The sequence below is a fragment of the Bacillus sp. Xin1 genome (assembly GCF_013314535.1).
Taxonomy (GTDB): domain Bacteria; phylum Bacillota; class Bacilli; order Bacillales; family Bacillaceae_G; genus Bacillus_A.
Map to the genome: position 1 here is coordinate 126,421 of NZ_JABUAE010000001.1, position 24,984 is coordinate 151,404.

Consider the following 24,984-nt stretch of genomic DNA (forward strand, 5'->3'; position numbering starts at 1 on the left):
AGCTTCTTATTTTTATGGTTATTTCAAAAACGATAGCTTCCTGATAATCGGGAGACGCCGTAATTCGTCTTTGTGAATGAGTTTGAAAATGAGAAGAAGCAGTGTATAAAGGATGGTGGTTAATGTGATTTCCCATAATGTTTGTATGCCAAGTGAATGTGAAAAAATAATGTACCTGTGGAGGTAGAAACCGAAAGCGCCTGCAATGACAATCGCAACCCCTCCGAAAATATAATCTCTCATATAAATTGTAAATGTAATTTTTTTTAAGACGGTTGCGTAGTGAAGGAATGTCACAGTCACAATGTTAGCAGCGATTGCAATTGCGACCCCCATCATTTGGAATTCTGGGCGCGAAGCGAGTAAGAAAATAACGAGCAGTTTTACAATGGCTCCGATAAAAGTATTCATCATCGCGGCGCGTGCTAAGTTTAAAGCTTGCAAAACAGATGTGAGAGGACTTTGAAAATAGTGAAATAAAAAGCAAGGTGCAAGTAATTGAATGAATGCAGTTGCGCTATCTGAACCGTACATGAGAGTTAAAACAGGTGAAGCAAATACATAAAGAATAACGACCGACCAGCCTCCGGTAATTAAAGAAATTCGAAGAGCTTGTTGCAGGCGATGTTCTACTAATCGATGTTGTTTTTTTGCCATTGCTTCACTAATCGATGGTACCAGTGCTGTAGAAAGAGCGTATGTAATAAAGGCCGGTAGTGATAAAAGAGGGAACGCATAGCCATTTAATATGCCATATTGCTTCGTAGCAACTGAAGCAGCAACACCAGCTATCGCTAAGCTTTGCATAACGATAATTGGCTCGAAAAAATAAGAGATCGATCCAATTAAGCGACTCCCTGTAGTTGGAAGTGCAATTTCCATAAGCGAATGAAAAGTTTGTTTACTTTCTTTGACAGTACTTAGAAAACCGGTTCGGATGGAAAGATGTTTTTCGCGCTGGAATAAAGTGAGTAAGAATAATAAAGAAGCAACTTCTCCAAGAACAGCTGATAGCATTGCGCCTGAAGCAGCGTATTCAACACCGTAAGGTAAAAATAGACGAATACATACGGCAATAATGGTAATACGGACAACTTGTTCTAACACTTGTGCATATGCGCTTGGCTTCATATTTTGTTTTCCTTGGAAGTAGCCGCGCAAAACAGATGAAACCGCAATAACAGGAACGACGGGTAAAATGGCCATTAGCGGATAGTACGTTCTTTTATCTGTTAATAAAGTTTCAGCTAAAATAGGGGTTAGAAGCATGATTGTAATTGTTAAGATAATACTAATAACGGATGTAACAGCTAATGATACTGTTAATATTCTTTTTACTTTTTGTTTATCATTTACGGCTTCCGCCTCTGCTACGAATTTTGCAATGGCAACGGGAAGTCCGATTTGTGTTAAGGTAATTGCTAAAATGAAAGTAGGGACAGCCATCATATAAAGACCGACGCCTTCTTCTCCTAAAATACGCGCCATTACAATCCGATTTATAAACCCAAGAATTTTTGTAATAAAACCAGCTAGCATTAAAATAAATGCGCCTCGTAAAAAGCTTTGTCTTGTCATGGTCTTCTCCTACCTTCTCAAAATCAATGGAATGATTTACAATAATTTATATGCACGTATGAGACAAGAATGACAAGCATTTAAGAGGATGAACACATAAAGTAAAACTTCTACTAGGAAGGTACTCGAGAAATGGAACTCTTAAAGGCGGTTATTGCTGTCCGTTAGAGCGGGATGAAAAGCGACTTTTCGTGCTGAAATAAAAAGGAGATGTGATGTATGATTGAGAAAGAAGATTTGGTAGAGGCTTACCGCGGACAGTTGCAAGTCGTTTTAGAAAGTAAAGTAGAAGAATTTCAAATGATCGGCTACGACCGAGTGACGACTGAGGATATATGGAAATGTTTAAAAAGTAAAAAGTGGAAAAAGGTAGATAGTGATGTTAGATTATATGAACTTGTGAATGATGTGCTAACATTAACAACAAATGAGTATATGACATATTTAACGGTAGAAGCGTATCAAGAACCACTTGGGTCATTTGAAGAATATGAAAATAAATAACCGGCTGTAATTGGTTTGTTCTTCCTTTTGCAGTATAATGATAGGTATTGATAAAGAGGAATGTATATGTCAGAGATTCTAAGTAAAGGAGGTAGAAAGCAGAAAACATAACAATTCGTAGTAAGATATAGGGTTTTGTTGTACGTCTAGGGCGTGGAACTGAAGGTTTACCTATATGGCTAGTAGCACTAGTAGAAAAGTTGAAAATTCACAGAAAGGAAGCCTACTAACTAGACAAACACATAAGTGTAGAGGAATACCTGTGAATAAACAGGAATGATTGTTACAGGGATTTGTCTAGCGTAAATGAATGATATGATTTGTTTATGATTTTAGTAGCAGAAAGAAGGTACATATGGCAAAGCGAAGTACTAGAATCGTCGCGTTCTTTCTCATCGTATTGTTAATCGGTGGAATTATTGGTGCGACAGGAAAAAACATAACAAAAGGAATTAGTCTTGGACTAGACCTTCGCGGTGGCTTTGAAATCTTGTATGAAGTAAAGCCAGCGAAAAAGGGAGATAAGATTGATCATGATGCACTTGTAAGTACAGTTGGTGCTCTTGAGAATCGTGTGAATGTTCTCGGTGTTAGTGAACCGAATATTCAAATTGAAGGAAAAGATCGTATTCGTGTACAGCTTGCGGGTGTCAAAGATCAGCAAAAGGCACGTGAAATCTTATCTACTCAAGCAAAATTAACATTCCGCGATGTAGATGATAATCTTCTCATGGATGGAACGGATTTAAAGGGCGGAGGAGCGAAGCAAACATTTGATGATCAAGGTCGACCAAGCGTTGGGCTTACATTAAAAAGTGCTGATAAATTCCGTGAAGTAACTGAAAAAGTATCTAAAATGCCACCACCAACAAACTTAATGGTGATTTGGCTTGATTTTGAAGAAGGTAAAGATTCTTATAAAGCAGAAGCAGCAAAACCAAATCCGAAATTTTTATCAGCAGCAACAGTAAATCAAGTATTTAATCAAAAAGAAGTATCCATCGTTGGTGGAAACTTTACGGTTGAAAGTGCGAAGCAGCTTTCAGACTTATTAAACGCTGGTGCACTTCCTGTTGATTTAAAAGAAATGTATTCAACATCTGTTGGTGCGAAATTCGGTGAACAAGCATTACAGCAAACGATTTTTGCTAGTATAATCGGGGTTGCTATAATCTTCTTATTTATGCTTGTATTCTACCGCTTGCCAGGACTTGTAGCGGTTATCATGTTAGGTTTATATATTTTCGTGACATTGCTTGTCTTTAACTGGATGCATGCAGTCCTTACGTTACCAGGTATTGCGGCACTGGTGCTCGGAGTTGGTATCGCGGTTGACGCGAATATCATTACATATGAGCGACTGAAGGAAGAATTACGAATTGGTAAATCGATGATGTCAGCATATCGCGCGGGTAATCATCGTTCGTTAGCGACAATTTTAGATGCAAACATTACAACAATAGCAGCGGCTGGTGTGTTATTTGTTTATGGTACAAGTTCTGTAAAAGGGTTTGCGACAAGTTTAATTGTGAGTATTTTAGTCGGCTTTATTACAAACGTATTCGGTACGCGTTTCCTACTTGGATTACTTGTGAAAAGCCGTTACTTCGATAAGAAATTATCTTACTTTGGTGTGAAAGAGAAGGAAATTATTCCGTTATCAAAAGGTGTAGAACATGCACCAACGAGATTTGACCGTATTAACTTTGTAAATATTGGTCATAAGTTCTTCTTATTCTCAATTGTAGTTGTTATTGCTGGAGCAATTATACTACCAATTTTCAAAATGAACCTTGGAATTGACTTTGCAAGTGGTACACGTATGGACTTACAGTCAAAACAAGCGATTAGTGTAGATCAAGTTCGAAAAGATTTACATGAGTTGAAAATTGATGTGAAAAAAGAGGACATTGTACCAACTGGAGATGACAATAAAGGTTTTGCAGTTCGTACAATCGGTGTTTTATCGAAAGATGAAATTGCAAAAGCGAAAACATTCTTCCACGATAAATATGGTACAGATCCGAATGTAAGTACAGTTTCGCCGACAATCGGGAAAGAGATTGCACAAAATGCATTTATCGCAGTTATGATTGCATCGGCGGTTATCATTTTATATGTGAGTATTCGTTTCCGCTTCACATACGCATTATCTGCGGTAATCGCATTATTGCATGATGCGTTCGTTATGATTGTGGTGTTTAGTATCTTCCAATTGGAAGTAGATTTAACGTTTATCGCAGCGGTATTAACAATCATTGGTTATTCCATCAATGACTCGATTGTTACGTTTGATAGAAACCGTGAGCTATACAAGCAGAAAAAACGAATTCGCGACGTGAAGGATTTAGAAGAAATCGTAAACTCAAGTATTCGTCAAACAATTGGTCGTTCTATTAATACAGTTCTAACGGTGTTGTTCCCAGTTATTGCACTCCTTATCTTTGGTAGTGAATCACTGCGAAACTTCTCGCTTGCATTGATGGTTGGATTAGTTGTAGGTACGTATTCTTCTATCTTTGTTGCTTCTCAAATTTGGCTAATGCTTGAAAATCGCCGATTGAAAAAAGGAAAAGGTAAGAAGAAAGTAGAAACTGAAGTATCTGAACCACAAGTATAAAAATGAGAAAAAACATATAAAAAGATGATGCCTCTTTTGGAGGCATCTCTTTTTTCGTTTGCGGATACACTAAAGTGACACTTCCTTTAGCGTTTTTTTGCTAAAGGTTAGTGGAACCAATCAGGGTCATAGGGACAGTGAAACTTCTCGAATAAGCAAACAAGGTACTGTCCCTTAGACCGGGGTAAAGTGACACTTCCTTTAGCGCCTTTTGCTAAAGTTTAAAGTGGAGTGTTAGCTGCATAGTTAATGCGGAATAACAAGGGAGTTTGAGAAAAGAAGGGATTTTATTTATGGAAAAAGATGAACGTTTTAAACAGGCGGAGTTTGGTGCTATTGTTGGAATCGTTGGAAATATTGTCTTAGCGATTGTAAAGGCGGTAATCGGTTATATTGGGAATAGTAAGGCGCTTTTAGCGGACGCAGTTCATTCAGCGTCAGATGTAGTCGGTTCGTTAGCTGTCTTTTTTGGATTGCGTGCAGCGAAGCAACCGCCCGATGAAGATCATCCTTATGGGCACGGAAAAGCAGAATCGATTTCAGCGATTATTGTTGCAGTGTTATTATTTATTGTTGGGATTGAAATTGCGATTTCTTCTATAAAGGCTTTTTCGCAGGACCTGGAACCACCGAAGGGAATTACAATTTTTGCGGTTATTCTTTCTATCGTGGTAAAAGAAGGGATGTTTCAGTATAAGTATCGATTAGGGAAACGGGTACACAGTGATGCAATTATTGCAAATGCATATGAGCACCGTTCAGATGTGTTTTCTTCAATTGCAGCTTTAATCGGGATTTGTGCAGCTATTATAGGGGATAAATTAGGCGTAGATTGGCTTGTATACGCCGATCCTGTTGCGGGGTTATTTGTTTCTCTACTTGTTGTAAAGATGGCATGGAGTATTGGGAAAGAAGCAATCCATTCAACGCTTGATCATGTCCTCCATGAGGAAGATATTATTCCGTTGAGAGAAGCAGTTCTTGGAGTAGAAGGTGTGAAAAAAATCGGCTCCCTATATGCGAGAGAACATGGTCATTACGTTATTGTTGATATTAAAGTGTCTGTTGATCCATATATCACAGTGGAAGAGGGGCATCGCATTGGGAAGCATGTAAAAGAGGTATTGATGAAACAAGATAACGTACAGAATGTATTTGTTCATATTAATCCGTACTCTCCTGATTGAGATGAAACGAGTAAATGAACATCTATTTATAGAGATGTTTAATCTTAGTTAATAGAACTTGTATCATATTGTCACCCCTTAATCTGTCTTGTATAATGGACAGGTTAAGGGGTGATTTCGTGTTACAACCGAAGACGCGTTGGAAAGAAAAGTCATTTAATGAAGAGCAGGTAAGTGAGTTAGCAAGTAAATTGCAATTATCACCGCTTGTTATTTCGTTATTCCTCGGTAGAGGTTTAGATACAGAAGATAAGATTGTGGACTTTTTAAATACAGAAAGACAAGAATTTCACGATCCATTTTTACTTGAAGGAATGGACCGTACAGTAGAGCGTGTAAAACAAGCCATTCAAAATGGAGAACAAATTTTAATTTTTGGTGACTATGATGCCGATGGTGTAAGTAGTACGACAGTGCTATATCTTGCTCTTCAAGAACTAGGTGCGGATGTTGAGTTCTATATTCCAAACAGATTTACAGAAGGATATGGGCCAAATGAAGAGGCGTTCCGCTGGGCGCACCGTGCAGGATTTTCTCTTATTATTACTGTTGATACAGGTATTGCAGCAGTTCATGAAGCTAAGGTTGCAAAAGACCTTGGTATAGATCTCATTATTACAGATCACCATGAGCCACCACCAGAACTGCCAGAAGCACTTGCGATTATTCATCCAAAGCTAGAAGGCGGCGTTTATCCGTTTCATTATTTAGCAGGCGTTGGTGTTGCGTTTAAAGTAGCGCATGCATTACTTGGACGTGTACCGGAGCACTTATTAGAAATTGCAGTAATTGGTACGGTAGCTGATTTAGTGTCGCTTCATGGTGAAAATAGATTGCTCGTACAGCGTGGACTGAAACAAATGCGAATGACGAAAAATATTGGTTTAAAAGCATTATTTAAAGTAGCAAATGTTTCACAAAGCGAGATTACAGAAGAAAGCATTGGCTTCTCAATCGCACCGCGTATTAATGCAATTGGTCGTTTAGAAGATGCGGCACCAGCAGTTCACTTGCTTTTATCAGAGGATCCTGAAGAAGCGAAAGAGCTTGCTGAAGAAATCGATGAAATGAATAAGCTACGTAAAGATATAGTAAAGCAAATTACAGAAGAGGCGATTGCAGAGGTAGAAAACAATTATCCGCCAGAGGACAATAAAGTACTAGTGCTTGCGAAAGAAGGATGGAATCCAGGTGTAATAGGGATTGTTGCTTCTAAGCTAGTAGAGCGCTTTTATCGTCCAACAATCGTGTTATGTATTGATCCCGAAAAGCAAACAGCAAAAGGATCTGCTCGTAGTATTGCAGGATTTGATTTGTTTGCAAACTTATCAGATTGTAGAGAATTGTTACCACACTTTGGTGGTCATCCAATGGCAGCGGGAATGACGCTTCATATGAATGATGTGGAGGAACTGCGCTGCCGTTTAAATGAGCAGGCAGAAGCGATCTTAACACCTGAAGACTTTACACCGATTACAGCAGTTGATGCTTTTTGTAAAGTGGAGGATGTGACGCTCTCGGCAATTGAGGAAATGCAGAAGCTTGCGCCATTTGGCGTTGGAAATCCGAAGCCGCGTATCGCAATTAAGGATGCCGAGTTAGAAAGTATTCGTGCGATTGGATCAGATGGTTCTCATTTGAAGATGGCACTTCGTGATGGACAAGCAACGCTAGATACAATTGGCTTTGGTTTTGGTAGTTACGCGAAGGAAATCTCTCCAGTTGCCACTGTTTCAGTTGTTGGGGAAGCATCAATTAATGAGTGGAACAATTTTAAGAAACCGCAACTAATGATTCAAGATATTGCAGTAGAGGCATGGCAATTATTTGATTGGCGTAGCATGCGTAATGTGGAATCAAATTTAGCAGAACTTCCGAAAGAAAAAGTAACAATGGTGTATTTTTCTGAAGAGGTATTAAATAAATTTTCTTTAGAAGAATATAAAGAACAGCTTATGCATGCTTCAGAGGTGACTGAGCTAGATGATCGTTACATTGTTTTGCTAGATTTACCAAAGGCAACAGACGAATTACGTGGTTTATTTAAGGTAGGCTTCCCAGCGCGAATGTATACGCTGTTTTATCAAGAGAATAATCATTTATTTAGTACGATTCCAACAAGAGAACATTTTAAATGGTACTATTCCTTTTTACACCAAAAAGCACCATTTTCTTTAAGACAACATGGGGAACAACTATGTCGTCATAAAGGTTGGTCAAAAGATACAGTAAATTTCATGACACAGGTGTTTTTTGAGTTAGAATTTGTTACAATAAAAGACGGTGTCATTTTTATGGCAGAAGAAATGAAAAAGCGTGATTTAATTGAATCGAACACATATCGTGAGAAAATGAACCACCTTCAATTAGAAAAAGAGTTGGTTTATAGCACATATCAACAACTATACGCATGGTTTGAAGCGATTCGTAATCATAAAGAAGTAGAACAGTTAGGGTAAAGGCCTTGTATTTACAGACCTTTTATATCTGAGGAGGATTCAGAAATATGGATTTCAAGCAACATATCGCAATTGTACCGGATTATCCGAAAGAGGGTATTGTGTTTAAAGACATCACACCTTTAATGAACGATGGGAAAGCATACAAAGCAGCAACAGATGAAATCGTTGCTTATGCGAAAGAAAGAGACATTGATCTTGTAGTAGGACCAGAAGCACGTGGTTTTATTATCGGTTGCCCAGTTTCTTACGCGCTAGAAGTAGGGTTTGCACCAGTTCGTAAATTAGGGAAATTACCTCGTGAAGTAATTACAGTTGACTATGGTAAAGAGTATGGGAAAGATGTTTTAACAATCCATAAAGATGCGATTAAACCAGGTCAACGTGTATTAATTACAGATGACTTATTAGCTACAGGTGGAACAATTGAAGCGACAATTAAGCTAGTTGAAGAACTTGGCGGAGTTGTAGCAGGGATTGCATTCTTAGTAGAGCTTACTTACTTAGATGGCCGTAAAATGTTAGACGGTTATGATGTATTAGTGTTAGAAAAATACTAATTATTATATAGGTAAAACTACGGCGATAGAAAAAGTACCCGTGAATCTCTTGGAGAGGAGCGGGTACTTTTGTATAATTGTACAAAAAAGTATGGTGAAATATCTGTAAAATCTTTTCCTTTTCACAATTCACAATCATTAGGTTATAATGATAGAATAAAATTTATTCTATGATAAGGGAAAAGTCAATTTTCAATAAAAGGTGATTCGATGGCAAATGAGCAAGTACTAACAGCTGAACAGGTACTCGAGAAAGCACGGCAATATTTAGCAGATGATGATATTGAACTAGTGGCGCGTGCCTATGAATATGCGCGTGACGCACATAGTGAACAGTATAGAAAATCGGGTGAACCATATATTATTCATCCGATTCAAGTTGCAGGTATTTTAGTTGATTTACACATGGATCCATCTACAGTGTCAGCAGGTTTTTTACATGATGTAGTAGAAGATACCGAAGTTACATTAGAGGATATTGAACGGGAATTTAATAAAGAAATTGCAATGCTTGTTGATGGAGTTACAAAGCTTGGGAAAATTAAATACAAATCGCATGAACAACAGCAAGCGGAGAACCATCGCAAAATGTTTATCGCAATGGCCCAAGATATTCGTGTTATTTTAATCAAATTAGCTGACCGCCTTCATAACATGCGTACGCTGAAGCATTTGCCACAAGAAAAGCAGCGTCGTATTGCAAATGAAACGTTAGAAATCTTTGCACCTTTAGCTCATAGACTCGGAATTAATACTATTAAATGGGAGCTAGAGGATACAGCGCTTCGCTATTTAAATCCGCAGCAATACTATCGCATTGTTAACTTAATGAAGCGGAAACGCGCAGAGCGTGAAGAATATTTGGATGAAGTCATGACGGGTATTCGTGACAAACTGAAAGAAGTAGCGATTCAACCAGATATTTCAGGACGCCCAAAACATATTTATAGTATCTATCGTAAAATGGCACTTCAAAATAAACAATTTAATGAAATTTATGATTTATTAGCTGTGCGCGTTGTTGTGAATAGTATTAAAGATTGTTATGCGGTGCTTGGTATTATCCATACATGTTGGAAACCGATGCCAGGTCGTTTTAAAGATTATATTGCTATGCCGAAAGCAAATCTATACCAATCTCTTCATACAACCGTGATCGGGCCAAAAGGTGACCCGCTTGAAGTGCAAATTCGTACGAAAGAAATGCATGAAATTGCAGAGTACGGGATTGCCGCGCACTGGGCGTATAAAGAGGGGAAAGCTGCAGAAGCAACAGGGACCCTTGAGAAGAAACTAACATGGTTCCGTCAAATATTAGAATGGCAAAATGAAGCTTCTAATGCGGAAGAATTTATGGAGTCATTAAAAATTGATCTGTTCTCTGATATGGTATTCGTCTTTACACCAAAAGGCGATGTCATGGAATTACCCCTAGGATCAGTTCCAATTGATTTTGCTTACCGTGTCCATTCAGAAATCGGAAATAAAACAATTGGTGCAAAAGTAAACGGTAAAATGGTAACACTTGATTATAAGTTGAAAACAGGTGATATCATTGAAATTTTAACGTCTAAACATTCGTATGGACCAAGTCAGGACTGGGTGAAACTTGCTCAAACGTCTCATGCGAAAAATAAAATTCGTCAATTTTTCAAAAAGCAGCGCCGAGATGAGAATATTGAAAAAGGTCGCGAGCTTGTAGAGAAAGAAGTACGAGGTTTAGAGTATGAAATGAAAGAAGTATTAGCACCTGACAATTTAAAACGAGTAGCTGAGAAATATAACTTTGCGAATGAAGAGGATATGTTTGCAGCAGTTGGATATAACGGCATTACGGCGGCACAAATTGTAACGCGTCTAACAGACAAGTTCCGTAAACGGGAAGAAGAACAAGAAATTGTTGAAGTGAAAGAAGTTCGTAAACCAATGAAAATTCGGAAATGGGATTCTGGTGTAAAGGTAAGTGGAGCTGATAATTTATTAATCCGCTTATCGAAATGCTGTAACCCAGTTCCGGGAGACGATATTGTTGGATATATTACGAAAGGACGCGGTGTGTCGATTCACCGCCGTGATTGCGTCAATGTGCATACGGAAGAAGCACAAGAACGTTTACTAGAAGTAGAATGGGAAGGTAGCCCAGAGAAAGAAATTGAATACAATGTTGATATTGAAATCTCTGGATATGATCGCCGCGGTTTATTGAATGAAGTTCTGCAAGCTGTTACGGAGACGAAAACGTACATTTCAGCTGTATCAGGTAGAAGTGATCGTAATAAAATGGCGACGATCAATATGTCTATTTCTATTCGTAATTTACATCATTTGAAAAAGGTAGTAGAGCGTATTAAGAGAGTACCAGAAATCTATGCAGTACGCCGCATGATGCATTAATAGGGAGTGTATAAAATATGAGAGTTGTCTTGCAACGATCCAAAGCAGCGTCTGTTACAGTAGATGGTGAGATTGTGGGACAAATCCCGTTCGGTTTAACATTGTTAGTTGGCATTACACATGAAGATACAGAGAAGGATGCAACGTATATTGCTGAGAAGGTTGCGAATTTACGTATTTTTGAAGATGAGAACGGGAAGATGAACCATTCGGTACTTGATAAAGAAGGACAAGTTCTATCCATTTCACAATTTACACTGTACGGAGATTGCCGTAAAGGAAGACGCCCAAACTTTATGGATGCTGCGAAACCAGACTACGCAGAGCGCTTGTATGATTTCTTTAATGAAGAACTTCGCAGACAAGGACTTCACGTAGAAACAGGAAAATTTGGAGCAATGATGGATGTTTCTTTAATTAATGATGGTCCGGTGACCTTAATTTTGGAAAGTAAGTAAGGGTGAAGAGAGGAGAAATCCTCTCTTTTTTATTTGTTAAAAAAGGAATTTTTTGTAACGAAAAGGTATAATGATATCATCGGGAAATAGTGAGAAATATTAAAATCGTATGCTCCTATGGAAGAAGGGGAATCTGAATAAGGTGTTGTCGCGCTATACAATTTAACGGTACTCGACAGAAGTCCCCTTCCTCAAGCACGTGCAGGACATAGTCCAGTGGTAGGGGGCATTCACGGTATGTTACGTTAGCGAGCGTATTTGTCATGGTAATTATTGTTAACCGTGTTTTGATGTATGTATGGGAACAATAGTGTTCTGCTTTTACCTCTGTGTATAATAACGCTATCAATATGGAACAATAGAAGTAAAAACATCCATATTGATTGTGAGGGATACACGTATGCGCATGAATGAAAAAGGACACTCTGTGACGAACGGAGCGAACCAATTATTTAATGTGAATTTCCATGAATTTATCGACAAAGAACAAAACAATACTTCTATGGAGCTGGCTTCTGAATTTGGTATTTCATTGCAAGATGTCAAGCGATTGAAGAGGCAGATTGAACGCTCCTAAGAGACTTGACAACTGTTAGGAAGAAACGTATAGTAATTTTATATTTACATATGAAGAGAACCGATGATAGAGAAGAGTAGATGAGAGACACGTGAAAAGAGAAGAAATGTCCTAGGCTGAAAACATTTCTACACGATGACTGATCGAATGACACTCTGTAGGTTTCAACTTGAACAGCTTGTATGCTTAGTAGAGGTTGGACGCAAATTTAAGCGTTATTAAAAAAGTGGAAGCATAATGTGCTTCAATTAGGGTGGCACCACGGGTATTATACTCTCGTCCCTACTGTGTAATCAGTAGAGGCGGGAGTTTTTTTATTTTTAATAAGATTAAAACAATTTGAGGAGGAACTGAATATGTCTATTCAAATCCCACGCGGAACGCAAGATATTCTTCCAGGTAGTGCTGAGTTATGGCAGTATATCGAAGGACAAGCACGCGAAATTTGCCGTCGTTACAACTATAAAGAAATTCGCACACCAATTTTTGAGCATACGGAATTATTTTTACGCGGTGTTGGTGATACAACAGATATCGTGCAAAAAGAAATGTACTCATTCCAAGATCGCGGAGAGCGTAGCTTAACACTTCGTCCAGAAGGAACAGCACCTGTTGTACGTTCTTATGTTGAAAACAAAATGTATGGTGATGCAACACAGCCGACGAAATTATATTACATCGGTCAAATGTTCCGTTATGAAAGACCACAAGCAGGTCGCTATCGTCAATTCGTACAATTCGGTATCGAAGCAATCGGTAGTAATGATCCTGCAATCGATGCAGAAGTAATTGCACTTGCTGTAGAGTTTTACCGCGGCATGGGCTTAAAAAATATTAAAGTTGTCCTAAATAGTTTAGGTGATGCAGCGAGCCGTCAAGCACATCGTGAGGCGTTAATCGCTCACTTTGAGCCTCGAATCGGTGAGTTCTGTTCTGATTGTCAATCTCGTCTAGAGAAAAATCCACTTCGTATTTTAGACTGTAAGAAGGATCGTGATCATGAATTAATGAGCACAGCGCCATCTATTACAGAATACTTAAACGAAGAATCAACAGTGTACTATGAAAAAGTACAAGAATTATTAACAATGGTGGGTGTTCCATTTGAAAAAGATCCAAATCTAGTACGTGGTTTAGATTACTATCAGCACACTGTCTTTGAGATTATGAGTGAAGCAGATGGTTTCGGTGCAATTACAACATTAAGTGGTGGAGGTCGCTATAACGGACTTGTACAAGAAATCGGTGGTCCAGAAATGCCTGGTATCGGTTTTGCGATGAGTATCGAGCGTTTAATTATGGCGCTAAAAGCTGAAAACATTGAGTTGCCGATTGAAAATAACATTGATTGCTATATTGTAGCACTTGGAGACAAAGCAAAAGATCATGCTGCAAAAGTTGCGTTTGATCTTCGTAAAGCTGGATTATCAGTTGAAAAAGATTATTTAGATCGCAAAATGAAAGCACAATTTAAATCAGCGGATCGTCTAAATGCAAAATATGTAGCTGTATTAGGTGAAGATGAGTTAGATAAAGGTATCATTAACTTGAAATGTATGGCAACAGGTGAGCAAGAAGAAGTAGCATTAGATGTATTTGCTTCATATGTAGCAGAGAAATTAATATAGGGGGAACTCAAAGTGGCTGAAAGAACACATGCATGTGGAAAAGTAACAGTAGAAGCAGTTGGACAAACAGTTCAATTAAAAGGTTGGGTACAAAAGCGTCGTGACTTAGGTGGATTAATTTTCATCGACTTACGTGACCGCACAGGTATCGTGCAAGTTGTATTTAACCCAGAAACATCTAAAGAAGCACTAGAAGTAGCAGAAACAATTCGTAGCGAATACGTATTACACGTAGAAGGTACAGTTGTTGAGCGTGGCGCTGGTGCAATTAATGAAAATATGGCAACAGGGCGCATTGAAGTACAAGCTACAAAAGTAAATGTACTAAATGCAGCAAAAACAACGCCGATTATTATCGCAGATGATACAGATGCATCAGAAGATGTTCGTTTAAAATATCGTTACTTAGATTTACGTCGTCCGGTTATGTATAACACATTTAAAATGCGTCACGATGTAACAAAAACAATTCGTAACTTCTTAGATTCAGAAGAGTTTTTAGAAGTTGAAACACCAATTTTAACAAAGAGTACACCAGAAGGCGCACGTGACTATTTAGTGCCAAGCCGTGTGCATGAAGGTGAATTTTATGCATTACCCCAATCCCCGCAGCTATTTAAACAGCTTCTTATGGTCGGTGGATTTGAGCGTTATTACCAAGTAGCGCGTTGTTTCCGTGATGAAGATTTACGTGCGGATCGTCAACCGGAATTTACACAAATTGACATCGAGGCATCATTCTTAACACAAGATGAAATTCTAGAGATGATGGAACGCATGATGACGAAAGTGATGAAAGATGCAAAAGGTGTAGAAGTTCATGCGCCATTCCCTCGTATGAAGTATGCTGATGCGATGGCTCGCTATGGTTCTGATAAGCCAGATACGCGCTTTGCAATGGAGCTTACTGACCTATCTGAATTCGCAGCGGGTTGTGGTTTTAAAGTGTTCACAAGTGCTGTAGAAAACGGTGGGCAAGTAAAAGCAATTAATGCAAAAGGTGCGGCAGGCAAATATTCTCGTAAAGATATCGATGCATTAACTGAATTCGTAAAAGTATATGGAGCAAAAGGTTTAGCTTGGTTAAAAGTTGAAGAAGATGGCTTAAAAGGCCCGATTGCGAAATTCTTCGGTGAAGAAGATGCAAACGTACTAATGAGCACATTAGAAGCGGCTTCTGGTGACTTATTATTATTCGTTGCTGATAAGAAGAGCGTTGTTGCAGATAGCTTAGGGGCACTTCGTTTACGCTTAGGGAAAGAACTGGAGTTAATTGATGAAAGTAAATTTAACTTCCTATGGGTAACAGATTGGCCACTTCTTGAGTACGATGAAGATGCTGACCGTTACTTCGCAGCGCATCATCCATTCACAATGCCATTCCGTGAAGATGTTGAGTTATTAGAAACAGCACCAGAAAAAGCGCGTGCACAAGCATATGACCTTGTATTAAACGGTTATGAGCTTGGCGGTGGCTCACTGCGTATTTATGAGCGTGATGTACAAGAAAAAATGTTTAAAGCACTTGGATTCTCACAAGAAGAAGCACAAGAGCAATTTGGATTCTTATTAGAAGCATTCGAATATGGTACACCACCACATGGCGGAATTGCATTAGGTTTAGACCGTCTTGTTATGTTACTGGCAGGTCGCACGAACCTTCGCGATACAATTGCATTCCCGAAAACAGCGAGTGCAAGCTGCTTATTAACAGATGCGCCAAGCCCAGTTGCTGGAGCGCAGCTTGAAGAGCTGTACTTGCAATTAAACGTAAAAAAAGAGAAGTAAGAATGGATCCTAGATGGTTATGCTAAACCTATCTAGGATTCTTTTTTAGGGCATTGTTTTAAATTTCATGGTATATAGTAAATTTACAAAGGTAAAAATAAAAAAAGCTGGTGTAATACCAGCTTTTCATTTTAATCAAATGGATATTAGTGGAGCCCCTTCATGAAGCTTTGAATTTTTGTTGATAACATAAATAATGTTATGCTTAATACGATAGATATAGCGCCAATAACTCCAAAGTAAATAATTTCTGTTGCAGGATTGTATAATTTTACAACCTGTGCATTTATAGCTTGTGCGGATGCAGTAGATAAAAACCACAAACTTATTGTTTGTGCCGAAAACGCAGCTGGAGCTAATTTTGTTGTTATTGATAATCCGGCAGGTGATAAACAAACTTCCCCAATTACTACTAATAAAAAGCTAAGAACTAACCAGATAGGACTTACTAGAGAATCTGTACCGTTAATATAAGCAGGAATAATCATAATCAAGAATGATAATCCAGCAAAAAGTAATCCGATAGCAAATTTTTTTGTAGTAGAAGGTTGGCGTGTATTAAGTTTTACCCAAACCCATGCAAATAATGGTGCCAGTATTACTATAAATATAGGACTTAATGATTGAAACCATGCAGATTGTATTTTGAATCCAGCAAATTGTAACTGGGTCCGTTGATCAGCATAGGTAGCTAAAATAATTGCACCTTGCTCTTGTATAGCCCAAAACATTGTAGCTGCAATAAATAACGGTATATAAGCAAGAAGGCGAGAGCGTTCAACCTTTGTAGTTTTTGGACTACGATACATATAAATGAAGTAGCAAGTAGGAATAATAATTCCTAAGATACTTATTAAAAAAGTAAAACGATTAATAGTTAATAACCCAGTGGGTATTGTAACAGCACATAAGAAGACGATAACAAGTATGCTTATGCTAAAATGTTTAAGTGTTTTCTTTCGTTCCATACTTGTTAAAGGGTTTGGTATTTGTGTACCAGCTAAACCAAGAGTCTTCTTTTTCGTAAACACAAATAGTAATAAGCCTATCATCATACTAACTGCCGCAATTCCAAAACCGAGATGGAAATTATATTGTTGACCTAATGTACCAACGACAAGAGGGGCTACAAGAGCACCTAGATTAATGCCCATATAGAAAATGCTAAACCCGGAGTCTCGACGTGTGTCAGATTCACTATATAAATTTCCAACAATACTAGAGATATTTGGTTTTAATAATCCTGTTCCAAATATTAAAAAGACCATCGATATAAATAAAGTAGTAATACTACCTGGCAGCGATAGAATAAGGTGACCAACCATAATTAAAATGCCGCCCCAAAAAACAGTTCTACTTGAACCAAGTAGGCGATCAGAGACCCAACCACCAATAATACTGGACATATATAATAGGGATCCATAAATCGCCATAATTGAGGTGGCAGTAGCTAGATCAATCCCTAATCCGCCTTGTGCAATAGAATAATACATATAGTAAAGTAATATGGCCCTCATTCCATAATAAGAAAATCTTTCCCAAAATTCCGTGAAGAATAAAGTGAATAAACCTTTAGGATGTCCAAAAAAAACTTTTTGTGGAATACTCTCAATAATTTCGTTTTTTTCTTTCCTATCCATAATGTTATCTCCTTAATATATTTAGATATTATTTCAGTATAATTTAAGAGTTTTGATTTTAAAACAAATTTTTAAGTTTACTTCATCTAGTCATAGAACGATTCGGATTCCTTTATTATGTTTTTGGAATATGTATTTTTAGGAATTCTATAACTTTTTCTATACAAATAGTCGGAAAAACGCTAGAATACATCATGGTAGACCATTTTTTGTAATAGGAGTGTAGAACTGAATGTTACATCAATTTTCACGTAATGAATTAGCCTTTGGAAAAGAAGGTCTTGAAATATTAAAAAATAGTACGGTTGGTATTTTAGGAATTGGCGGCGTAGGCTCATTTGCAGCGGAAGCATTAGCGCGTTCTGGTGTAGGACGCCTTGTATTAGTTGATAAGGACGTTGTTGATATTACAAACGTTAACCGTCAAATTCACGCATTACTTTCTACTGTAGGTCGTTCAAAGGTAGAGTTAATGAAAGAGCGTATTGCTGATATTAATCCAGACTGTGAAGTAATAGGATTAGAAATGTTTTATACAGATGAAACATATGAAGAATTCTTTAAACACGGTTTAGACTTTGTAGTTGATGCATCTGATACAATTACGTTCAAAATTCATTTAATTAAACAATGCTTACGACGTAAAATTAAAATTATCTCAAGTATGGGTGCAGCAAACAAAATGGATCCAACTCGTTTCCGTATTGCGGATATTTCAAAAACACACACAGATCCAATTGCGAAAGTGATTCGTACGAAACTTCGTAAAGAAGGAATTAAAAAAGGTGTGAAAGTGGTATTTTCTGATGAAAACCCAATCGTAATTCGTGAAGAGGTTCGTAAAGAAATCGTTCCAGATGAAAACGCAAAAATTCGTAAAGCGAAGTTACCACCTTCTTCAAATGCATTCGTACCATCTGTTGCCGGTCTAATTATGGCAAGTCACGTTGTGCGTGAACGTATAAAGAATGTAGAAGTAAAGCGTGTAGGACAAGAATAACAGATAAAAAGGTGTATCCCTTATTAGAGGGATACACCTTTTTTGTTTCTAGTATATTTATTTATCCTTATATTTTTATTTTTCATGTATAATATAATTGTAAATACTTACATTTAGCTAGGAGGAGAAAGCGTGGAACAATTACATCCAGCGGTAGCATTTGTAGGAGTATGGGAAAATTCAAAAGGATGGCTTGTAAAATTTAGTTGTAAAAATGGAAATACTCATAAATTGGCTGGAAATGAAAAAGCGTATTGCCAAGCATGTCAAGTAATTGCGGAACATTTGAAAACGAAAGAAGAAGCGATGGAAGTTGCGAAAGAGACGGCTGATAGGCATAATTTAGAAGTGAAAGAGCTATCTTTCATGTATATGAATCCATTTTGAAATGAAAAAGAGATTCTGCTTTAAAAAGTAGGATCTTTTAAGTTTCAAAAAAGAAATACCCATATCGGTAATGCAATAGATTCAAAGGCGACTAAAAATAATAAATAATTATCATATTTGTCCGATTTGTATGAGGAAGTTTTTTTAAAGCCTTTAATAGTACAAAAACCTAAAATCAAAACAAGAATCCCGAGTGTAATTTTGAAAATTGTTAATGAAATAGATAACATCTCCTTTCAATAACGTGTTTCGTTAGGTATATAATAATATTAAAGTTATATTTTTCCTTATTTTGTTTTGAATGCACAAAAAATGCTCCCCACCGTGTAATATAAGGTGGGGAGTATTTCAATTTTCAGCTGAATATATAATGTCTAAATTCCCGTTTTGATCGGTTTTAAAAATAGGAGCAATTTGATCTTCTTGTTCATCTACTAGCACAAGTTTTCGCGCGCGGTCCATAATTCGAACAAGCATTGCATAATCTTCTTCGATTGCTTGTTGTTTTTTCGTTAAAGTAGCTAGTTTATCCTCTAATTTCTCGTTTGTTTGTTGTAAGGAGGCAAGCTTTTTATGCAAGTCTTCATTTTCAATTTGTATCTTTTCTAACCTAGGATTACTGTGGCCTAAGTTTTGCAAGAATGAGATTACATCCTGCATTGTAAGAGAAGGTTTATTAGAAACAAATTCTTCGGAAAATTCAGCATCGATTATAACTTTTTGTTTTGGTTTTAATAGTTGCTCTTTTTCCGTATTTGCTTCAGAGCGTTTTAACTCTTTTCTTTGCTTCTTAGCAAGTTGTACAGTATCCTCATAATTTTGTCTAACTTCAGCATTCCAGCGAAATCCACAAGCGGCAGAAGTGCGGTTTAATTTATCTCCGACTTCATCGAATGCTTTTAGTTGTGTGCTGCCACTGCGAATATGCCGTAAGACGGTTTCTGCTAAAAGGAGATCGTCTTCTCCTGTCCATGCATCTTGGCGCGTTTTCATAAGCGAAACCTCCATTATCATGTCGTTTTCGCTTAGATTACCCTTTTGGTTTGCTTTTATGCGAACTTTGTAATCTTTCATACACACCTGAAAGTGCTTGTTCAAACTTCCCGGTTGTTTTCGGTTTATAATATTGTCTGTTTTTAATTTTATCAGGTAAGTATTGTTGCTCAATCCATCCATTTGGATAATCATGTGGATATAAGTATCCGATACCTCTACCTAGTGATTCAGCGCCTTTATAGTGACTATCTTTCAAATGACTTGGCACATCGCCCGTTTGTCCGTTTCGTAAGTCATGAAGTGCAGCATCAAGCGCCTTGTAGGCTGAGTTTGATTTTGGAGAGAGACAAAGCTCAATTACTGCATTTGCAAGCGGGATGCGAGCTTCTGGAAACCCGACGCGTTCTGCTGCTTCAATCGCAGCAAGCGTACGTGGTCCAGCTTGTGGACTAGCAAGTCCGATATCCTCATATGCCATAATGAGAAGCCTTCTCCCGATACTTTGTAAGTCGCCAGCTTCAATAAGGCGCGCTAAATAATGAAGGGCAGCATTCACGTCGCTACCTCGCACAGATTTCTGGAAAGCAGATAGAACGTCATAATGAGCATCTCCGCCTTTATCGTGAACGAAACTTTTTTTCTGCAAACACTCTTCTGCAATGTCTAATGTGATTTCTACTTTTTGATCATCTGTTGTAAAGCTAGATAATACAGCAAGTTCAAGTGCGTTATAGGCAGAGCGCATGTCTCCACCAGAGGCGTTTGCAAAGTGGCGAAGCGCTTCATCTGTAACCGTTACATTATATTCCCTAAGGCCCCTTTCTTTGTCGTTGAGCGCTCGTTTTAAGCCGATTAAAAGGTCATCTTCTGTTAGTGCGTGTAACTCGAAGATTTGGCAACGACTGCGAATAGCAGAGTTAATCGCATGGAAAGGGTTACTCGTTGTTGCGCCAATTAAGGTTAGGAGCCCGCTTTCTAAATGGGGTAAGAGAAAGTCTTGTTTTGCTTTATCTAAGCGATGCACTTCATCTAAAATTAACACAAGGTGGCGGTGCATCTTTGCTTCTTGTACGACAACTTCCATATCTTTTTTATTATGCGTAACAGCATTTAATAGGCGAAAAGGCGTCCCTGTACTACCAGCGATTGCACTAGCAATTGATGTTTTTCCAGTTCCGGGTGGGCCGTATAAAATCATCGATTGGAAATGGTTTGCCTGAACCATTCGCCATAAAATTTTCCCTTCACTAACTAAATGCTCTTGTCCAATAATTTCTTTCATATTTGTTGGACGCATTCGGTGTGCGAGTGGTTGTTTCATTGTCACCGTCTCCCTTAATATATAATCTCATTCCATGGTAACATCTTTTGGGTGAAAAATTGAAATGTGATGCTATATAATATAAGTAATCCGAGCGAATATTTTTATTTTTCTATCAATTGCAATAATTTCCGAGTTTTTCAATGGGATTTTATGTTATCATTTTGATACATAAGTTGAAATTTCTTATAATACTATATTATGCTATAATTTCATAGGATTTTGATTTTTACATTGTGTTTTTCTTACGAATAAAGATTTAACTAATAGAAGTGAAATTTTGAAAAGAGGTGCGAAATAGATGAAAATTTCAACGAAAGGCCGTTACGGCTTAACAATTATGATTGATCTTGCGAAAAAGTTTGGTGAGGGTCCGATTTCTTTAAAATCAATTGCGCAGGCACATGACCTATCTGAACATTACTTAGAGCAATTGATCTCTCCACTTCGTAACGCTCGTCTTGTAAAAAGTACGCGTGGGGCATATGGTGGTTATGTATTATCTGATCAGCCAGCTAACATTACAGCAGGGGATGTAATTCGCGTGCTAGAAGGTCCGATTAGCGTTGTTGAAATGATAGAAGAGGAAGAGCCAGCACAGCGCCAATTATGGATGCGTGTTCGTGATGCAGTACAAGAAGTATTAGATAGTACAACTTTAGAAGATTTAGTACGCTATGAGGAAGAAAATCATGGGGGTTATATGTTTTACATTTAATTCCTTGTGAAACGATTTGGAAAGAAGGAGATCTGATGGAACGCATTTACTTAGATCATGCTGCGACATCTCCGGCTCACCCAGAAGTAGTCGAAAAGATGATTCCATATATGACAGAAATATTTGGTAATCCGTCTAGTATTCATTTTTATGGACGACAAACGCGCCATGCAGTAGATGAAGCAAGACGCGTTTGTGCACGCAGCATCAATGCAAATCCAAATGAAATTATTTTTACAAGCGGTGGTACGGAGGCTGATAATTTAGCGCTTTTAGGTGTGGCACGTGCAAACCGTAATAAAGGAAATCACATTATTACGACGCAAATTGAACATCATGCTATTTTGCATACATGTGAAGTACTAGAGCGAGAAGGCTTCGAAGTGACATATTTACCTGTTGATGAAACGGGCCGTGTTCGAGTTTCTGATGTGAAAGAGGCGTTAACGGGTGAAACGATTCTTGTATCCGTTATGTTTGGGAATAATGAAGTTGGAACGGTTCAACCAATTGCAGAAATTGGAGCATTGTTAAAAGAACATCAAGCTTATTTCCATACAGACGCTGTACAAGCATATGGTTTAACAGCGATTGATGTGAAGACTTTGGGCATTGATTTATTATCAATCTCAGCTCATAAAATTAATGGTCCAAAAGGTGTAGGGTTTCTATATGCTAGCACAGGGGTGAAATTCGAACCGTTATTAACGGGCGGAGAGCAAGAGCGAAAACGCCGTGCAGGCACTGAGAATGTGCCTAGTATCGTTGGATTACAGCATGCTGTTTTTCTCGCTGAAGAAACACGTGAGCAAAAAAATGCCCAATATGAAGAATTTAAGGATATAATGGTATCTGTCTTTCAAAAAGAAGACATTACTTTCGAGGTAAACGGAAACTTAGAATATCGCTTGCCACATGTGTTTAACGTAAGTTTTACAGGAATGGATATTGAGCCGTTTCTTGTAAATCTAGACTTAGCGGGCGTTGCAGTATCGAGTGGTTCTGCATGTACAGCTGGCTCTATTGACCCATCACATGTGTTAGTAGCGATGTTTGGAAAAGATTCTGATCAAATACGTTCATCCGTACGTTTTAGCTTTGGTCTTGGTAATACGAAAGGGCAAGTGGAAAAAGCAGCGTACGAAACAGTGAAAATCGTAAAGCGATTAACACAAAACTAGCATGGGAGGTGACAAGATGAACAAACTACCTCACGAAACGCGCGTTGTCATCGGAATGTCCGGTGGCGTCGATTCATCTGTAGCAGCTCTTTTATTAAAAGAGCAAGGTTATGATGTAATCGGGATTTTTATGAAAAACTGGGATGATACAGACGAAAATGGTGTCTGTACAGCAACGGAAGATTATAATGATGTAATCGAAGTATGTAACCAAATCGGTATCCCATATTATGCAGTAAACTTTGAAAAACAATATTGGGATAAAGTGTTTACGTACTTTTTAGATGAGTACCGAGCTGGTCGTACGCCAAACCCAGATGTAATGTGCAACAAAGAAATTAAATTTAAAGCCTTTTTAGAGCATGCAATCGCGCTTGGTGCGGATTATGTCGCGACAGGTCATTATGCGCGTGTTGCTTATATCGATGGCGAATATAAAATGCTTCGCGGCGTTGATGATAATAAAGATCAAACATACTTCTTAAATCAATTAAGCCAAGAGCAACTATCAAAAACGATGTTCCCATTAGGCAAATTAAAGAAACCGCAAATTCGTGAAATGGCGAAAGAAGCTGGTTTAGCAACAGCAACGAAAAAAGATAGCACCGGTATTTGCTTTATCGGTGAACGTAACTTTAAAGATTTCTTAAGTAACTACTTACCAGCTCAGCCGGGTGTGATGCAAACATTATCTGGTGAAGTGAAAGGAAAACATGACGGTTTAATGTACTATACAATTGGACAACGTCATGGTCTTGGTATTGGCGGTAATGGTGATCCATGGTTTGCTGTTGGGAAAAACTTAAAAGAGAACATCTTATACGTTGATCAAGGATTCCATAATGAGCTTCTATACGGTGATGAAGTTATTGCTACTAATGTAGGATGGGTAAGCAATAGAGCGAAAGAAAAGGAATTTAAGTGCACTGCAAAATTCCGTTATCGTCAAGAAGATAACAAGGTAACGGTTCAAATTGTTGATGATAATACGATTCGTATTCTTTGTGATGAACCAATTCGTGCGATTACGCCAGGACAAGCGGTTGTTTTCTATGATGGAGATGAATGTCTAGGCGGTGCTACAATCGATGAAGTATATCGTAGCGGTAAGAAATTAGATTATTTAGGATAAAACAAGAGAAGCCTCTGCCGATTAGCGGTCAGGGGTTTCTTTCTTAAAGAGCGAATTTTTGTTCGCTCGGAAAATAGATTCTTTGTTATAATTTGTTGTAGAGGTGAAGAACATGTCAAATAAGCTTGAAGCAGGCATTCAATATATGCAAGAAGGAAATTGGGAAGAAGCAGCTAAAAATTTTACAGAAGCAATTGAAGAAAATCCGAAAGATGCACTTGGATACATTAATTTTGCAAATCTATTAGATGTACTAGGCGATAGTGAGCGTGCGATTTTATTTTATAAACGTGCATTAGAACTAGATGAAAAATCTGCTACTGCCTATTATGGCCTTGGAAGCTTATATTATAGTCAAGAGCAATTTAACGAAGCAAAAGAAATGTTTGAGCAAGCGATGCAAGCTGGCTTACAATCAGCAGATGTGACATTTATGCTTGGAATGACACAGGTGCAACTTGGGAATGATCGTCTTGCATTGCCGTTTTTACAAAGGGCTGCAGAATTAAATGAGACAGACGTAGAAGCGGTATTCCAATGCGGATTATGCTTTGCAAGATTAGAACATATTCAATACGCAAAACCTTATTTTGAAAAGGTATTACAAATGGATGAAGAGCATGCAGATGCGTACTATAATTTAGGCGTTGTGTATGTATTTGAAGAAAATAATGAGCAAGCGCTTGTTTTATTTAAGAAGGCGACTGAAATTCAACCAGATCACTTTTTAGCAGGGAATGGTATTCGTTTATTAGAGCAAGAAGCTAAATAGAAGTTGTGCTTTAACGTGCAGTTATCCTTCATCTCATTGCAAAGAATGAGGTGGGGGTTTTACTGCTCGTTAGGGTGAGGGAAA

General features: G+C 37.9%; 20 protein-coding genes and 1 other annotated feature. Of the genes, 16 read left to right on the top strand and 4 right to left on the bottom strand.

What is annotated here, in order from left to right:
* Positions 1 to 18 precede the first annotated feature (18 nt).
* On the bottom strand, positions 19 to 1,578 hold the full coding sequence (gene spoVB, locus HRG09_RS00645) for a stage V sporulation protein B (RefSeq protein WP_174098882.1): 1,560 nt from the start codon (positions 1,576 to 1,578) through the stop codon (positions 19 to 21).
* A gap of 219 nt (positions 1,579 to 1,797) precedes the next feature.
* Here spoVB and HRG09_RS00650 point away from each other — a divergent pair, with 219 nt between their 5' ends.
* The 10 genes from HRG09_RS00650 to aspS all read left to right on the top strand — a co-directional run bounded on the left by HRG09_RS00650 (position 1,798) and on the right by aspS (position 15,753).
* The gene (locus HRG09_RS00650) at positions 1,798 to 2,082 is read left to right on the top strand and encodes a post-transcriptional regulator (protein WP_174098883.1); all 285 of its coding nucleotides are present in this window, start codon (positions 1,798 to 1,800) and stop codon (positions 2,080 to 2,082) included.
* A 355-nt stretch (positions 2,083 to 2,437) separates the two neighbouring features.
* Complete coding sequence (gene secDF / locus HRG09_RS00655) at positions 2,438 to 4,702, top strand: protein translocase subunit SecDF (RefSeq protein WP_174098884.1); 2,265 nt, start codon at positions 2,438 to 2,440, stop codon at positions 4,700 to 4,702.
* 293 nt (positions 4,703 to 4,995) lie between these two features.
* Positions 4,996 to 5,889 carry a cation diffusion facilitator family transporter gene (locus tag HRG09_RS00660; RefSeq protein ID WP_174098885.1) on the top strand — a complete coding sequence of 298 codons (894 nt, stop codon included), beginning with the start codon at positions 4,996 to 4,998 and terminating at the stop codon, positions 5,887 to 5,889.
* 119 nt (positions 5,890 to 6,008) lie between these two features.
* Complete coding sequence (gene recJ, locus HRG09_RS00665) at positions 6,009 to 8,348, top strand: single-stranded-DNA-specific exonuclease RecJ (RefSeq protein ID WP_174098886.1); 2,340 nt, start codon at positions 6,009 to 6,011, stop codon at positions 8,346 to 8,348.
* A 47-nt stretch (positions 8,349 to 8,395) separates the two neighbouring features.
* On the top strand, positions 8,396 to 8,908 hold the full coding sequence (locus tag HRG09_RS00670) for an adenine phosphoribosyltransferase (protein WP_174098887.1): 513 nt from the start codon (positions 8,396 to 8,398) through the stop codon (positions 8,906 to 8,908).
* A 210-nt stretch (positions 8,909 to 9,118) separates the two neighbouring features.
* On the top strand, positions 9,119 to 11,302 hold the full coding sequence (gene relA, locus HRG09_RS00675; RefSeq protein WP_174098888.1) for a GTP diphosphokinase: 2,184 nt from the start codon (positions 9,119 to 9,121) through the stop codon (positions 11,300 to 11,302).
* A 17-nt stretch (positions 11,303 to 11,319) separates the two neighbouring features.
* Positions 11,320 to 11,760: a D-tyrosyl-tRNA(Tyr) deacylase gene (locus HRG09_RS00680; RefSeq protein WP_174098889.1), complete on the top strand. Its 441-nt coding sequence runs from the start codon at positions 11,320 to 11,322 to the stop codon at positions 11,758 to 11,760.
* 400 nt (positions 11,761 to 12,160) lie between these two features.
* Positions 12,161 to 12,337: a hypothetical protein gene (locus HRG09_RS00685; protein ID WP_001242606.1), complete on the top strand. Its 177-nt coding sequence runs from the start codon at positions 12,161 to 12,163 to the stop codon at positions 12,335 to 12,337.
* Positions 12,338 to 12,391: 54 nt separating this feature from the next.
* Positions 12,392 to 12,624 (top strand) — a binding site (T-box leader).
* 69 nt (positions 12,625 to 12,693) lie between these two features.
* Positions 12,694 to 13,965 carry a histidine--tRNA ligase gene (gene hisS, locus HRG09_RS00690; protein WP_174098890.1) on the top strand — a complete coding sequence of 424 codons (1,272 nt, stop codon included), beginning with the start codon at positions 12,694 to 12,696 and terminating at the stop codon, positions 13,963 to 13,965.
* Positions 13,966 to 13,977: 12 nt separating this feature from the next.
* Positions 13,978 to 15,753: an aspartate--tRNA ligase gene (gene aspS / locus HRG09_RS00695; protein WP_174098891.1), complete on the top strand. Its 1,776-nt coding sequence runs from the start codon at positions 13,978 to 13,980 to the stop codon at positions 15,751 to 15,753.
* Between the two features lie 146 nt (positions 15,754 to 15,899).
* Here the strand turns inward: aspS and HRG09_RS00700 are convergent, their stop codons facing one another.
* Positions 15,900 to 17,393, bottom strand: a complete 1,494-nt coding sequence (locus HRG09_RS00700) for a peptide MFS transporter (protein ID WP_174098892.1) — start codon at positions 17,391 to 17,393, stop codon at positions 15,900 to 15,902.
* A 232-nt stretch (positions 17,394 to 17,625) separates the two neighbouring features.
* Here HRG09_RS00700 and HRG09_RS00705 point away from each other — a divergent pair, with 232 nt between their 5' ends.
* Together HRG09_RS00705 and HRG09_RS00710 are read left to right on the top strand one after the other, a co-directional pair.
* The gene (locus tag HRG09_RS00705) at positions 17,626 to 18,393 is read left to right on the top strand and encodes a tRNA threonylcarbamoyladenosine dehydratase (protein ID WP_000903174.1); all 768 of its coding nucleotides are present in this window, start codon (positions 17,626 to 17,628) and stop codon (positions 18,391 to 18,393) included.
* 132 nt (positions 18,394 to 18,525) lie between these two features.
* Positions 18,526 to 18,780: a hypothetical protein gene (locus HRG09_RS00710; RefSeq protein WP_174098893.1), complete on the top strand. Its 255-nt coding sequence runs from the start codon at positions 18,526 to 18,528 to the stop codon at positions 18,778 to 18,780.
* A gap of 348 nt (positions 18,781 to 19,128) precedes the next feature.
* Here the strand turns inward: HRG09_RS00710 and HRG09_RS00715 are convergent, their stop codons facing one another.
* Positions 19,129 to 19,773 (bottom strand): RsfA family transcriptional regulator, encoded by a 645-nt coding sequence (locus tag HRG09_RS00715; protein ID WP_174098894.1) that lies wholly within the window; start codon positions 19,771 to 19,773, stop codon positions 19,129 to 19,131.
* 37 nt (positions 19,774 to 19,810) lie between these two features.
* Positions 19,811 to 21,097 (bottom strand): replication-associated recombination protein A, encoded by a 1,287-nt coding sequence (locus HRG09_RS00720; RefSeq protein ID WP_174098895.1) that lies wholly within the window; start codon positions 21,095 to 21,097, stop codon positions 19,811 to 19,813.
* A 301-nt stretch (positions 21,098 to 21,398) separates the two neighbouring features.
* Here HRG09_RS00720 and cymR point away from each other — a divergent pair, with 301 nt between their 5' ends.
* The 4 genes from cymR (at position 21,399) to HRG09_RS00740 (ending at position 24,900) form a co-directional block, all read left to right on the top strand.
* Positions 21,399 to 21,815: a cysteine metabolism transcriptional regulator CymR gene (gene cymR, locus HRG09_RS00725; RefSeq protein WP_000704116.1), complete on the top strand. Its 417-nt coding sequence runs from the start codon at positions 21,399 to 21,401 to the stop codon at positions 21,813 to 21,815.
* Between the two features lie 35 nt (positions 21,816 to 21,850).
* The gene (locus HRG09_RS00730; RefSeq protein ID WP_174098896.1) at positions 21,851 to 22,996 is read left to right on the top strand and encodes a cysteine desulfurase family protein; all 1,146 of its coding nucleotides are present in this window, start codon (positions 21,851 to 21,853) and stop codon (positions 22,994 to 22,996) included.
* A 16-nt stretch (positions 22,997 to 23,012) separates the two neighbouring features.
* Positions 23,013 to 24,128, top strand: a complete 1,116-nt coding sequence (mnmA, locus tag HRG09_RS00735; RefSeq protein WP_174098897.1) for a tRNA 2-thiouridine(34) synthase MnmA — start codon at positions 23,013 to 23,015, stop codon at positions 24,126 to 24,128.
* A 112-nt stretch (positions 24,129 to 24,240) separates the two neighbouring features.
* Entirely contained in the window at positions 24,241 to 24,900 is a 660-nt protein-coding gene (locus tag HRG09_RS00740; RefSeq protein ID WP_174098898.1) for a tetratricopeptide repeat protein, read from the top strand.
* Positions 24,901 to 24,984: the final 84 nt, after the last annotated feature.

Coding starts and splice junctions, on each gene's coding strand:
- spoVB (WP_174098882.1), bottom strand. CDS start 1,578: ATGACAAGACAAAGCTTTTTACGAGGCGCATTTATTTTAATGCTAGCT.
- HRG09_RS00650 (WP_174098883.1), top strand. CDS start 1,798: ATGATTGAGAAAGAAGATTTGGTAGAGGCTTACCGCGGACAGTTGCAA.
- secDF (WP_174098884.1), top strand. CDS start 2,438: ATGGCAAAGCGAAGTACTAGAATCGTCGCGTTCTTTCTCATCGTATTG.
- HRG09_RS00660 (WP_174098885.1), top strand. CDS start 4,996: ATGGAAAAAGATGAACGTTTTAAACAGGCGGAGTTTGGTGCTATTGTT.
- HRG09_RS00670 (WP_174098887.1), top strand. CDS start 8,396: ATGGATTTCAAGCAACATATCGCAATTGTACCGGATTATCCGAAAGAG.
- relA (WP_174098888.1), top strand. CDS start 9,119: ATGGCAAATGAGCAAGTACTAACAGCTGAACAGGTACTCGAGAAAGCA.
- HRG09_RS00680 (WP_174098889.1), top strand. CDS start 11,320: ATGAGAGTTGTCTTGCAACGATCCAAAGCAGCGTCTGTTACAGTAGAT.
- HRG09_RS00685 (WP_001242606.1), top strand. CDS start 12,161: ATGCGCATGAATGAAAAAGGACACTCTGTGACGAACGGAGCGAACCAA.
- hisS (WP_174098890.1), top strand. CDS start 12,694: ATGTCTATTCAAATCCCACGCGGAACGCAAGATATTCTTCCAGGTAGT.
- HRG09_RS00700 (WP_174098892.1), bottom strand. CDS start 17,393: ATGGATAGGAAAGAAAAAAACGAAATTATTGAGAGTATTCCACAAAAA.
- HRG09_RS00705 (WP_000903174.1), top strand. CDS start 17,626: ATGTTACATCAATTTTCACGTAATGAATTAGCCTTTGGAAAAGAAGGT.
- HRG09_RS00715 (WP_174098894.1), bottom strand. CDS start 19,773: ATGAAAACGCGCCAAGATGCATGGACAGGAGAAGACGATCTCCTTTTA.
- HRG09_RS00720 (WP_174098895.1), bottom strand. CDS start 21,097: ATGAAACAACCACTCGCACACCGAATGCGTCCAACAAATATGAAAGAA.
- cymR (WP_000704116.1), top strand. CDS start 21,399: ATGAAAATTTCAACGAAAGGCCGTTACGGCTTAACAATTATGATTGAT.
- HRG09_RS00730 (WP_174098896.1), top strand. CDS start 21,851: ATGGAACGCATTTACTTAGATCATGCTGCGACATCTCCGGCTCACCCA.
- mnmA (WP_174098897.1), top strand. CDS start 23,013: ATGAACAAACTACCTCACGAAACGCGCGTTGTCATCGGAATGTCCGGT.
- HRG09_RS00740 (WP_174098898.1), top strand. CDS start 24,241: ATGTCAAATAAGCTTGAAGCAGGCATTCAATATATGCAAGAAGGAAAT.